Source organism: Pseudomonas sp. ZY71, assembly GCF_036542145.1.
Lineage (GTDB): Bacteria > Pseudomonadota > Gammaproteobacteria > Pseudomonadales > Pseudomonadaceae > Aquipseudomonas > Aquipseudomonas koreensis_A.
Window position 1 is genome coordinate 5,447,250 of sequence record NZ_CP144274.1, and the last position, 11,897, is coordinate 5,459,146.

Sequence of the window (11,897 nt, forward strand, 5' to 3'; positions counted from 1 at the left end):
CACATTTGCAATGCATTCACCTGTGGGAGCGAGCCTGCTCGCGAAGGCGTCCTGACAGGCGCTGCGAGTATCAGGTGAACTCGAAGGTGTCGGCATCCAGATTCGCCGGGAAACGCTCGCGATAAGCCGCCAATGGTGCGGCTTCCAGAACCACCTTGAACACCCCATCCGCCTCCCCTGCTGCCAGCAAGGTTTCACCCTGGAAATCCAGCACCTGACTGTCGCCTGTATAAGCAAAGCCTTTGCCATCAGTGCCGACGCGATTCACTGCCGCCACATAACAAAGGTTCTCGATCGCCCGCGCCGGCAACAGGCGGTTCCAGTGCAACCGTCGCGCCCCCGGCCAATTCGCGGTGTACAGCAGCAGATCAGTGTCCTGCGAATCGCGGCTCCACACCGGAAAGCGCAGGTCGTAACAAATCAACGGGCGGATTCGCCAGCCCTTGAGTTCGAACTGCACCTGACGTTCGCCGGGGGTGTAGTGGTTATGCTCACCGGCCATGCGGAACAGGTGACGCTTGTCGTAATGCAAGACTTCGCCGTCCGGTCGCGCCCACAGCAGGCGGTTGCGATGGCTGCCGTCAGACGCCTGAATAATCACGCTGCCGGTGATCACTGCATTGAGTTTGGCCGCCTGAACGCGCAGCCATTTGCTGGTCGGGCCGTTCTCGGCTTCGGCAAGGGTCTCGGACTCCATGGAGAATCCGGTGGTGAACATCTCCGGCAGGATGATCAGATCCGCCCCCCGCGCCTGCTCCAGCAACACCTCGAAATGCTCAAGGTTGGCCTGCCGGTCGTGCCAGGCCAGGCTGGTCTGGATCAGCGCCAGGTTGAGATCGGGCAACGCACTCAGATCACGCATAGTTTTGCCGCCGCTTCACGCAGCGTCTCCTCGCGCTTGGCAAAGCACAGACGCACCAGGCGCTGGCCTTGCGGTGGATTCTGGTAAAACACCGAGACCGGGATACTCGCCACACCGTGTTCGCGGGTCATCCACATGGCCATCTCGACGTCATTCAGGTCTGGACGGATCTGCGAGTAATCCACCAACTGGAAATAAGTGCCGGCGACACGCCTGAAAGTGAAGCGCGACGGCGCCAGCAGATCGCAGAACAGATCGCGCTTGGCCTGATAGAAAGCAGGCAGCTCTTCGACGTGTTCCGGATGCTCGGCCATGTAATCGGCCAGCGCGTATTGCAGCGGTGTGACGCCGCAGAAACTGACGTATTGGTGCACCTTGCGCAGCTCGGCGGTCAGCGCCGGCGGTGCAACGACGTAACCGGTTTTCCAGCCGGTAACGTGGTAAGTCTTACCGAACGAGCTGACCACGAAGGCGCGCTGATACAGCTCTTCATGAGCGAGCACGCTGACGTGCGGCACACCGTCGAACACCAGGTGTTCATAGACTTCGTCGCTGATCAGGTAGATGTCGCGATCACGGATCAGCGCCGCCAGTTGATCCAGCTCCGCACGGCTGATCAGTGCACCGCTCGGGTTATGCGGGGTATTGATGACGATCATTTTCGTGCGCGGGCTCAGGGCCGCGGCGAGCTGGTCGAAATCGATGGAGAAATCGTCCGGGTTCAACTGCACATGCACGCAGCGACCACCCGCCAACTCCGTGGCCGGCTCGTAGCTGTCGTAGCACGGATCGAACACGATGACTTCATCGCCGCTGTGGATAACCGCTTGAATCGCACAGAAGATCGCCTGGGTCGCGCCCGGCGTCACGGTCACTTCGCTGTCGGCATTGACCTGCACGCCATAGCTGCGAGCGATTTTCGCCGCAATCTGCTCGCGCAAGGCCGGCAATCCGGTCATCGGCGAATACTGGTTATGACCACTGGCAATGTGCCGACCGACCGCATCGCGCAACGCCTGCGGGCCGTCAAAATCAGGAAAACCCTGAGACAGGTTGATCGCGCCGGTTTGCGCGGCGAGCTGAGACATCTGCGTGAAAATAGTGATGCCGACATTCGGCAGCTTACTGGTGATCATCGGGGGTTCCCTGCTCAACACCCGGCTCTGACGACGGCGCGGGAGAGCCCGAGGATAGCCCATCCGGCGCCCATAAAAAAAGGGCGCTCTGGTGAGCGCCCTTCTTATCGCCGAACCCATGTAGGAGCTGCCGAAGGCTGCGATCCTTTGATCTTGTCTTTGAAGCAAAATCAAAAGATCGCAGCCTGCGGCAGCTCCTACACGAAGTGATAAATCACTTCTTGTCGCGGCGCTTTTTGTCGGCTTTCTTGCTGTGCGACATCATTCGACGCTTCCTGTTGACCTGGCGGTCGGTCAGCGTATTTTTGTTGCCTTCGTACGGGTTCTCGCCGCCCTTGAACTCGATGCGGATCGGCGTACCGACCAGCTTCAGTACACGACGGTAAGTGTTCTCCAGATAGCGCACATACGACTTCGGCACTTTCTCGATCTGGTTACCGTGGATCACGATGATCGGCGGGTTGGCACCACCCAAGTGGGCATAACGCAGCTTGATCCGGCGGTTGTTGACCATCGGCGGCGCGTGCTCGCCAACCGCGTCTTCGAGAATCTGGGTCAGACGGTTGGTCGGCCAGCGGGTGACCGCCGACTTGAACGAGTTCTGTACGGACGCGTAGAGGTTACCCACGCCAGTCCCGTGCAGGGCCGAGATGAAGTGGATGTCGGCGTAATCAACGAAGAACAGACGACGCTGCAGCTCGACCTTGACGAAGTCGCGCTCGCTCGGCGTCATGCCGTCCCACTTGTTGATCGCGATGACCAGCGCACGACCCGACTCGATGGCAAAACCGAGCAGGTTGAGGTCGTGATCGACCACACCTTCGCGGGCGTCCATCACGAAGATCACCACGTTGGCGTCTTTGATCGCCTGCAGAGTTTTGACCACGGAGAATTTTTCGACTTCTTCGTGGATCTTGCCGCGCTTGCGCACACCGGCGGTGTCGATCAGCGTGTACTTCTCTTCATTGCGTTCGAACGGAATGTAGATACTGTCGCGGGTGGTGCCGGGTTGGTCATAAACGATTACCCGGTCTTCACCGAGCATGCGGTTGACCAAGGTCGACTTGCCGACGTTCGGACGACCGATGATGGCGATCTTGATCCCGTCTTTTTCGCTCGGGCCAGGAATGCGCTTGGCTTCCTCGCCTTCGGCAACGATCTCTTCTTCGCCGTCTTCCGGCTCTTCTGCGTCTTTGGGGAAATCACCGAGGGCGATTTCCAGCATCTGGGTGATGCCACGGCCGTGGGCACCGGCGATCGGGATCGCGTGACCCATACCCAACGGAGCGAACTCAGCGCGGGCCATTTCCGGGTCGATGTTGTCGACCTTGTTGGCCACCACGTAGGAACGCTTGTTACGTTTGCGCAGGTGTTCGGCGATCATCTGGTCGGCGGCGGTGAAACCGGCCTTGGCATCTACCAGGAACAGCACAACATCTGCTTCTTCAATGGCCAGCAGCGACTGCTCGGCCATTTTTTCGTCCATACCGTGCTCGTCACCGGAGATACCACCGGTGTCGACCAGAATGTAGGAACGCCCTTGCCACTTGGCCTCACCGTACTGGCGATCACGGGTCAGACCGGACAAGTCGCCGACGATGGCGTCACGAGTCCTGGTCAGGCGGTTGAACAAGGTGGACTTGCCGACGTTCGGTCGGCCCACCAGGGCGATTACGGGAACCATGCGGCTCTCCACTTCGTTATTTCAGAAAATACAAAAGCCGCTGCGAGGCAGCGGCTGGTGCTCGGGGCAACACTGTGGGTGTTCTTTGTGGGAGCGAGCCTGCTCGCGAAAAACGCCAAGGCACCGCGTTTATTCAGGCCATCTGCGTAATCGTTGACGCCCATCGCGAGCAGGCTCGCTCCCACATTCATACTCACAAGTGAAGCTGCCTGGGGGTGTTAACCCCAAGCATAGTTGTTACTTGATGGTCAGGGCTTCCAGTTTGCCGCTGTTGCCATATACATAAATCGTGTCACCCACCACCAGCGGACGGGCACGCAGGCCGTCGCTGTCGATGCGCTCACGGCCGACGAAACGGCCGTCAACCTGACTCAGCAGGTGCAGATAACCTTCCAGGTCACCCACTGCAACATAGCTGGAGAACACTTCCGGTGCCGACAGTTGACGGCGAGCCAGCGAATCGTTGCTCCACAATGCTGTGGTGGAACGTTCGTCGACGCCTTCAACCGTGCCCGAGGACAGGCTCACGTAAACGCTGCCGAAACCCTGAGCGATACCGGCGTAGCTCGACGCGTCGCGCTGCCAGAGTTGACGACCGCTTTCCAGATCCAGTGCCGCCACGCGACCCTGATAGCTGGCGACGTACAGCGTTCCACCGGACAGCAGCAGACCGCCGTCGATGTCGACCACGCGCTCCAGTTCCGAACGACCTTGTGGAATCGCGATCCGTTGTTCCCAGACCGGCACGCCGTTGGAAATATCCAGAGCGACCACTTTACCGGTCGACAGGCCAGCCACCGCGAGGCGGTTGGTGACCAGCGGGGCACTGGTGCCACGCAGGGTCAGTACCGCCGGCGTGCTGTCATACACCCAGCGTTGGGTACCGGTGGAGGCATCCAGACCGATCAGACGATCGTCCTGAGTCTGCACCACGACCACGTCACCGTTGTTAGCCGGCGGCGCGAGGACTTCGCTGTTGACGCGAGCACGCCACTTCTCTTCACCGTTGCTGGTGTCCAGAGCGACCACTTCGCCACGCAGGGTGCCAATCAGCACCAGACCATAACCAACGCCGACAGCGCCGGAGACAGGCAGATCAAGATCCTGCTTCCATTTCACGTCGCCATTGCCGCGATCCATGGCCATCACCACGCCGGTTACATCAGCGGCGTAGATGGTGTCACCGTCGATCGCCGGCACCAGCATGTTGTAGGTTTCGCCCTGACCGTCACCGATCGAACGACTCCACTGCTTGTGCAGAACCACTTCTTCTTTGAAGTCGGTCAGTTCAGCCGGTGGCAATTCTTTCTTGCTGTTGCTGCTGCAACCCGCGGCCAGAAGGGCCAGAGCCAGCAATGCTGCATGCTTCCAACGGATCACGTCACGCATCCCCTTTGGCCAGGTCGTCGAGCTTGATTTGAAGGCCACCAACCGCCGCTTCATCCGACAGTGCCGCCTTGGCTTTTTGATACGCCTTGTTCGCGTCATCGGTACGGCCCAGCTGCACCAGCAGGTCGCCCTTGAGTTCTTCGCGAGTGGCCAGGAACGCTTTGTCGGCGTCGCCGTCGAGCAGTTTCAGGCCGTCTTCAGCCTTGTTCTGCGCGCCAAGCACCTGCGCCAGACGCTGACGGGCGATTTCGCCCAGCGCCGGGTTGGCCGGTTTGTCGACGATGGCTTTCAGCTCGGTCGCGGCGTCATCCAGCTTGCCGCTGTCGACCGCCACTTTGGCCACGAACAGGCTGCCGTACTGCGCGTAGGCAGAACCGCCGAACTCGCTGTTGAGCTTGCCGGCCAGATCCGCAACGCGGGCAGCATCAGGCTTGCCGTCAGGCGTCAGCGTGGTTTCCAGCAGTTGCTGATAGAGCACCGAGGCGCCTTGCGACTGGTTGCTCTGATACTTGTGATAAGCCTGCCAGCCGAACACGATGACCAGCGCCAACAGGCCGCCGGTGACCAGAGGTTTGCCGTTGCGTGTCCACCAGTCCTTCAAATCCGCCAATTGTTCGTCTTCGGTACTCGACACCCCAATACTCCTTAATCGCTAAATCGGCTGTTTGGACAGCTTCAACCCTGCACGACGCAGGTGGCCAGGTGAGCGGCGAGCGCATCCCAGGCAATGCTTTGTTGTTCGCCCTGGCCACGCAGGGGTTTGAAACCTACCACTTGCTGGGCCATTTCGTCGTCACCGAGGATCAGTGCGTACAGCGCACCGCTCTTGTCGGCTTTCTTGAACTGGCTTTTGAAGCTGCCGGCGCCGGCATTGACTTGCAGGCGCAGGTTTGGAAGTTGATCACGAACACGTTCAGCCAGGGCCAGACCGGCCAGCTCCGCTTCTTCACCGAAGGCGCAGAGGTAGACATCAACCTGACGGGAGATTTCTTCCGGGATCTGTTCCAGCGTTTCCAGCATCAACACCAGACGCTCGATGCCCATGGCGAAACCGACGCCGGTGGTTGGCTTGCCGCCCATCTGCTCGACCAGACCGTCGTAACGGCCGCCCGCGCAGACAGTGCCCTGGGCGCCGAGCTTGTCGGTGACCCATTCGAAAACGGTTTTGCTGTAGTAATCGAGGCCGCGCACCAGTTTCGGGTTGAGCACGTAAGGAATGCCGACGGCATCCAGACGCGCTTTCAAACCTTCGAAGTGCGCACGGGACTCGTCATCGAGGTAGTCGGCCATCTTCGGCGCATCGACCAGCACCGCTTGAGTGTCGGCATTTTTCGTGTCGAGCACGCGCAGCGGGTTGGTTTTCAGGCGACGCTGGCTGTCTTCGTCGAGCTTGTCGTGGTGCGCCGAGAGGTACTCGACCAGCGCTTCACGATAACGACCACGGGACTCGCTGGTGCCGAGGCTGTTGAGTTCGAGTTTGACCGCATCACGAATACCCAGCTCACCCCACAGGCGCCAGGTCATGGTGATCAGCTCGGCGTCGATGTCCGGACCGTCGAGGTTGAACACTTCCAGACCGATCTGGTGGAACTGGCGATAACGGCCTTTCTGCGGACGCTCGTGGCGGAACATCGGGCCGATGTACCAGAGTTTCTGCACCTGGCCACCACCGGTGATGCCGTGTTCGAGCACAGCACGCACGCACGCCGCAGTGCCTTCCGGACGCAGGGTCAGGGAGTCGCCGTTGCGGTCTTCGAAGGTGTACATCTCTTTTTCGACGATGTCGGTCACTTCACCGATCGAGCGCTTGAACAGCTCGGTGAACTCGACGATCGGCATGCGGATCTGCTTGTAACCGTAGTTATCCAGCAGACGCGCAACGGTGCCCTCGAAATAACGCCACAGCGGGGTCTGTTCGGGCAGGATGTCGTTCATGCCACGAATGGCTTGCAGAGACTTGCTCACTTTAAATCCTTAAATTCGTTCGATCAGCCGCGCGCGATAACCGCAGCGTCAGCTTCGACCTTTTCGGCCGCTTTCTGGCGGATCAGCTTTTCCAGCTCGTCCACCAGATTGTCATTCGTCAGTTTCTGCGACGGCTTGCCGTCGATGTAAATCAGGTTTGGCGTGCCGCCGGTCAGGCCGATATGGGCTTCCTTGGCTTCGCCGGGGCCGTTGACCACACAACCGATCACCGCGACATCCAGCGGCACCAGCAGGTCTTCAAGGCGCCCTTCCAGCTCGTTCATGGTTTTCACCACATCGAAGTTCTGCCGCGAGCAGCTCGGGCAGGCGATGAAGTTGATGCCACGGGAACGCAGATGCAAAGACTTGAGAATGTCGTAACCGACCTTCACTTCCTCGACCGGGTCGGCCGCCAGCGAGATGCGGATAGTATCGCCAATCCCCTCGGCGAGCAGCATACCTAGGCCCACGGCGGATTTCACTGTGCCCGAACGCAATCCACCGGCTTCGGTGATGCCCAGGTGCAGCGGCTGGACGATTTCCTTCGCCAGCAAGCGGTAGGCTTCGACGGCCATGAACACGTCGGAGGCCTTCACGCTGACCTTGAAATCCTGGAAGTTCAGGCGCTCGAGGTGTTCAACGTGGCGCAGAGCGGACTCAACCAGCGCGGCTGGCGTCGGCTCGCCGTATTTCTTCTGCAGGTCTTTTTCCAGGGAGCCGGCGTTCACGCCGATGCGGATCGGAATCCCGCGATCACGGGCGGCATCGACCACTGCGCGAACACGGTCTTCACGACCGATGTTGCCCGGGTTGATGCGCAGGCAATCCACGCCCAATTCGGCTACGCGCAGAGCGATCTTGTAGTCGAAGTGGATGTCGGCAACCAGCGGCACCTTGACCAGTTGTTTGATCTTGCCGAACGCCTCGGCGGCGTCCATGTCCGGCACCGAGATGCGGACGATATCGACGCCAGCGGCTTCCAGACGGTTGATCTGCGCAACAGTGGCGGCGACGTCATTGGTGTCGCTGTTGGTCATGCTCTGCACAGCGATCGGCGCATCGCCGCCCACCGGTACGTTGCCGACCCAGATCTTGCGCGAAACGCGACGTTTGATTGGAGATTCGCCGTGCATGACTTATTGACCCAACTTCAGGCGAGCAGTCTCGCCACTGGTGAACGGAGCGATATCGACCGGCTGGCCGTTGTAGCTGACCTGTGCAGCACGGGCAACGCCCAGACGCACGGCAAGCGGCGGCTTGCCGCTGACGGTCACATTATCGCCTTTATGCTTCAGACCGCTGAACAGCACTTTGCCACGGCCATCGGTAACCTGCGCCCAGCAATCGGCGCTGAACTGCAGTTGTACCTGGCCGTCGCCTGCAACCGGCGCGGCCGCTTCTGCGGTTGGTGCGGCAGTAGCAGGAGCAACCGGCGCAGTGGTGGTCGGTGCTGGAGTCGCGGGAACGTTTGGTGCCGGGGTTGCCGGGGTTGCGACAACTGGCGCTGGCGTATGAGCCGGGGCGGTCGTCGGTGCAGCCGGCGCAACCGGTGCGGCCGGTGCGGCCGGAGTGGTTGCCGGGGTGGTAGCTTCGGCACCGGTCGATTCAGCGGTGGTTTCAGACTGAGGCAGCGCCAGCGCTGTCGAAGTATCGACCTGGTTCTCCTCGACAGCCTGGTCTTCCGGCTCGTCAATCGGGTGAATCTGGGTGGTGCCGTCAGCACCTTCGACTTCAACGTGCTCAGGCGCCAAAGAAGCCACATCCTTGCTGCGCAGCGACGTCTGATCCTGCCACCAGACGAAACCGCCGCCGATGACCGCGATCAGCAACAGCAGGCTGACAATACGCAAAATGGTGTGGGAAACCCGCACCGGCTCTTCGATACGGCCGAGGGCATGAACGTTGCTGCCCTGGGAGTCGGTGCCGGTGGACTGGTCGAATTGCTGAACCAGAACGGTCTGGTCCATGCCGAGCAATTTGGCATAAGCGCGAATGTAACCGCGAGCGAAGGTATGCCCCGGCAGCTTGTCGAAAGCGCCGGCTTCAAGGTTGCTCAGGGAGGTCACGGTGAGGTTGAGCTTGAGGGCCACTTCGGCCAGCGACCAGCCATTGCTTTCGCGGGCCTGGCGCAGGGTCTCACCGGGGTTAACGCGATTCGCTGCTACAACTTCGGGATGCGCCGCTTTCATCATTGCTCCGACAGGTATTGCTGATATTCCGGCGTACCGGGATAGAGTCGTTTTAATTGCAGGCCATAACTGGCGGCCTTGTCGCGATCTTCATACACTTTTGCCAGCCGAACGCCGAGCAATAGACTACGTGCATTTTGTTCGGTCAGCAGGCTGAAACGGTCGTAATAGTCACGCGCGGGCACATAATGCCTGTCTTCGAAGGACAACTCAGCCATTTCCAGCAATGCGCGTGGCTGTTGGCGGTTCAAACGCAGCGCCTTTTCCAGCTGCTGCTGCGCCAGATCACGCTGACCGAGCTTCGCCGCCGTCATGCCGAGGTTCTCGAACACACGCGAACGCTCAGGATACAGGGTATCGGCGGCGGCCTGTTCAAAACGCTCGTAGGCTTCTTTATAACGCTGTTGTTCGTAGAGAAAACTGCCGTAGTTGTTGAGGATGCGCGCATCGGCAGGACGGGAGGACAAAGCCTTGCGGAAGTGTTCGTCGGCCAGGTCCGGCTCCATTTCGGACTGGAACACCAAGCCGAGAGCAGCATTGGCATCAGGATCGGAACCGTCGATCTCCAGCGCTTTTTTCAGCGGCACCTTGGCCCGCTCGGTCATGCCTTGCTGCAAGTATCCCAGCCCCAACTGCACGTAGGCAGCCCGCGCTTCATCGCGGCCCTTGCTGGTCTTCATCGGGTTGTAGTCACCCGACAGGACACAACCAGCACACAGGCTGGTCAACAGCAACAGCAGCGCAAAGCGCAGGGACATAGAGATCCTCTCTTAATTTGTGTTCGCGGCGTTCTGTGCCAGATCGCTGTCGGCGCTCAACTCGCGCACGGCGATGTAACGTTCGCTGCGACGGGTGCGATCCAGCACCTGCCCTACCAATTGACCACATGCAGCGTCGATGTCTTCACCACGGGTGGTGCGGACAGTGACGTTGAAACCGGCCTGATGCAACTGATCCTGGAAACGACGGATCGCGTTGTTGCTCGGCCGCTCGTACCCGGAATGCGGGAACGGGTTGAACGGAATCAGGTTGATCTTGCACGGAATGTTCTTCAGCAGCTCGATCATCTCGACGGCGTGCTCAACCTTGTCATTGATGTCCTTGAGCAAGGTGTACTCGATGGTCAGCACACGCTTCTCGCCCAGGGACGACATGTAGCGCTGGCACGACTCGAGCAGCATCTTAAGCGGATATTTCTTGTTGATCGGCACCAATTGGTTACGCAATGCGTCATTTGGTGCGTGCAACGACAACGCCAGGGACACGTCGATGTGCTTGGCCAGCTCATCGATCATCGGCACCACACCCGAGGTGGACAGGGTCACGCGGCGCTTGGAGATCCCGTAGCCGAGGTCATCCATCATCAGATGCATGGCGGCGACGACGTTGTCGAAGTTCAGCAATGGCTCACCCATGCCCATCATCACCACGTTGGTGATGGCACGGTCGACGGTAGCCGGGACACTGCCGAAAGATTTGTTGGCAATCCACACCTGACCGATGACTTCGGCGGCGGTGAGGTTGCTATTGAAGCCTTGCTTGCCGGTGGAGCAGAAACTGCAATCCAGGGCACAGCCTGCCTGGGACGAAACGCACAGAGTGCCGCGTTTGCCCTGGGGAATGTACACGGTCTCGACGCAGCTGCCGGACGCCACGCGCACCACCCACTTACGGGTGCCGTCGCTGGAGATGTCCTCGCTGACCACTTCCGGACCACGGACCTCAGCAATAGCCTTGAGCTTGTCGCGCAAGGCCTTGCTGACGTTCGTCATGGCGTCGAAATCATCGACGCCAAAGTGGTGAATCCATTTCATTACCTGACCGGCACGGAAACGCTTCTCCCCGATTGAGTCGAAGAATTTTTCCATTTCCTGTTGAGTCAGACCCAGCAGGTTGGTTTTTACAGTCGATGTAGTCATGGATTCACCTTCACTCTTAAGCCAATGCTTAGCGAGTGGTTACTTCAGTAGCTGCGAAGAAGTACGAGATTTCACGAGCAGCTGCGGCTTCGGAGTCCGAACCGTGAACAGCGTTGGCGTCGATGGAATCAGCGAAGTCAGCGCGGATGGTGCCGGCAGCAGCTTCTTTAGGGTTGGTAGCGCCCATCAGCTCACGGTTCAGAGCGATAGCGTTTTCGCCTTCCAGAACCTGAACAACAACAGGACCGGAGATCATGAAAGCAACCAGGTCGCCGAAGAAACCACGAGCGCTGTGCTCAGCGTAGAAGCCTTCAGCTTCAGCTTTGGACAGTTGCTTCAGTTTCGAAGCTACAACGCGCAGGCCGGCTTTTTCGAAACGAGTGGTGATTTCGCCGATGACGTTTTTTGCAACAGCGTCAGGCTTGATGATGGAGAAAGTGCGTTGAACAGCCATGGTGTAACTCCAGAAACGGTAATTTGCGAAAAATTAAACCCGCGAATTATACGCGGGTTCTTGGGTATTGCCTAACCTGCGAGACGATCAGTCCAATTCTTTGGCCCAGAGCTCCTGAACCGCTTCCAGCACCTTCTCGCCGACACGGCCAGAAGTGCTATCGAAGTCAGGCAGATCCAGGATCATCTGCTGCAGACGGACAAAACCTACAGAATACGGATCGACGCCGGCATGGGCCTCGGCCAGCTCTTCTGCAATACGTTGAACATCATTCCAACCGTAGCTCATGACAGTCTTAC

General features: G+C 59.4%; 12 protein-coding genes. All 12 read right to left on the bottom strand.

All coding sequences use genetic code 11. From position 1 onward, the window contains the following. Positions 1–70: 70 nt before the first annotated feature. The 12 genes from VY732_RS24035 to iscX all read right to left on the bottom strand — a co-directional run bounded on the left by VY732_RS24035 (position 71) and on the right by iscX (position 11,886). Positions 71–862: an amidohydrolase gene (locus VY732_RS24035; RefSeq protein ID WP_331691966.1), complete on the bottom strand. Its 792-nt coding sequence runs from the start codon at positions 860–862 to the stop codon at positions 71–73. Beyond that, positions 850–1,998 carry a pyridoxal phosphate-dependent aminotransferase gene (locus tag VY732_RS24040; protein ID WP_212621113.1) on the bottom strand — a complete coding sequence of 383 codons (1,149 nt, stop codon included), beginning with the start codon at positions 1,996–1,998 and terminating at the stop codon, positions 850–852. The genes VY732_RS24035 and VY732_RS24040 overlap by 13 nt, the downstream gene beginning before the upstream one ends. A 214-nt stretch (positions 1,999–2,212) precedes the next feature. Further along, positions 2,213–3,682, bottom strand: a complete 1,470-nt coding sequence (der, locus tag VY732_RS24045) for a ribosome biogenesis GTPase Der (protein ID WP_331691968.1) — start codon at positions 3,680–3,682, stop codon at positions 2,213–2,215. A 237-nt stretch (positions 3,683–3,919) separates the two neighbouring features. Next, the gene (gene bamB / locus VY732_RS24050; RefSeq protein ID WP_034156262.1) at positions 3,920–5,071 is read right to left on the bottom strand and encodes an outer membrane protein assembly factor BamB; all 1,152 of its coding nucleotides are present in this window, start codon (positions 5,069–5,071) and stop codon (positions 3,920–3,922) included. Then, on the bottom strand, positions 5,064–5,705 hold the full coding sequence (locus VY732_RS24055; protein WP_007916865.1) for a YfgM family protein: 642 nt from the start codon (positions 5,703–5,705) through the stop codon (positions 5,064–5,066). Before VY732_RS24055 ends, bamB begins: the two co-directional genes overlap by 8 nt. Before the next feature lie 41 nt (positions 5,706–5,746). Further along, positions 5,747–7,036 (bottom strand): histidine--tRNA ligase, encoded by a 1,290-nt coding sequence (gene hisS / locus VY732_RS24060; protein WP_016984369.1) that lies wholly within the window; start codon positions 7,034–7,036, stop codon positions 5,747–5,749. Between the two features lie 23 nt (positions 7,037–7,059). After that, entirely contained in the window at positions 7,060–8,169 is a 1,110-nt protein-coding gene (gene ispG / locus VY732_RS24065; RefSeq protein WP_116033199.1) for a flavodoxin-dependent (E)-4-hydroxy-3-methylbut-2-enyl-diphosphate synthase, read from the bottom strand. A gap of 3 nt (positions 8,170–8,172) precedes the next feature. Further along, positions 8,173–9,225, bottom strand: coding sequence for a RodZ family helix-turn-helix domain-containing protein (locus VY732_RS24070; protein WP_331691970.1), 1,053 nt, complete (start codon positions 9,223–9,225; stop codon positions 8,173–8,175). Continuing rightward, positions 9,225–9,983 carry a type IV pilus biogenesis/stability protein PilW gene (gene pilW, locus VY732_RS24075; RefSeq protein WP_331691971.1) on the bottom strand — a complete coding sequence of 253 codons (759 nt, stop codon included), beginning with the start codon at positions 9,981–9,983 and terminating at the stop codon, positions 9,225–9,227. Before pilW ends, VY732_RS24070 begins: the two co-directional genes overlap by 1 nt. A gap of 12 nt (positions 9,984–9,995) precedes the next feature. Next, entirely contained in the window at positions 9,996–11,144 is a 1,149-nt protein-coding gene (gene rlmN / locus VY732_RS24080; RefSeq protein ID WP_077574427.1) for a 23S rRNA (adenine(2503)-C(2))-methyltransferase RlmN, read from the bottom strand. Positions 11,145–11,172: 28 nt separating this feature from the next. Continuing rightward, positions 11,173–11,598: a nucleoside-diphosphate kinase gene (ndk, locus tag VY732_RS24085; protein WP_007916882.1), complete on the bottom strand. Its 426-nt coding sequence runs from the start codon at positions 11,596–11,598 to the stop codon at positions 11,173–11,175. Positions 11,599–11,685: 87 nt separating this feature from the next. Beyond that, entirely contained in the window at positions 11,686–11,886 is a 201-nt protein-coding gene (gene iscX, locus VY732_RS24090; protein WP_077574428.1) for a Fe-S cluster assembly protein IscX, read from the bottom strand. Between the last annotated feature and the right edge of the window lie 11 nt (positions 11,887–11,897).

Coding starts and splice junctions, on each gene's coding strand:
- der (WP_331691968.1), bottom strand. CDS start 3,682: ATGGTTCCCGTAATCGCCCTGGTGGGCCGACCGAACGTCGGCAAGTCC.
- VY732_RS24070 (WP_331691970.1), bottom strand. CDS start 9,225: ATGAAAGCGGCGCATCCCGAAGTTGTAGCAGCGAATCGCGTTAACCCC.
- rlmN (WP_077574427.1), bottom strand. CDS start 11,144: ATGACTACATCGACTGTAAAAACCAACCTGCTGGGTCTGACTCAACAG.
- bamB (WP_034156262.1), bottom strand. CDS start 5,071: ATGCGTGACGTGATCCGTTGGAAGCATGCAGCATTGCTGGCTCTGGCC.
- ispG (WP_116033199.1), bottom strand. CDS start 8,169: ATGCACGGCGAATCTCCAATCAAACGTCGCGTTTCGCGCAAGATCTGG.
- VY732_RS24035 (WP_331691966.1), bottom strand. CDS start 862: ATGCGTGATCTGAGTGCGTTGCCCGATCTCAACCTGGCGCTGATCCAG.
- VY732_RS24040 (WP_212621113.1), bottom strand. CDS start 1,998: ATGATCACCAGTAAGCTGCCGAATGTCGGCATCACTATTTTCACGCAG.
- ndk (WP_007916882.1), bottom strand. CDS start 11,598: ATGGCTGTTCAACGCACTTTCTCCATCATCAAGCCTGACGCTGTTGCA.
- pilW (WP_331691971.1), bottom strand. CDS start 9,983: ATGTCCCTGCGCTTTGCGCTGCTGTTGCTGTTGACCAGCCTGTGTGCT.
- iscX (WP_077574428.1), bottom strand. CDS start 11,886: ATGAGCTACGGTTGGAATGATGTTCAACGTATTGCAGAAGAGCTGGCC.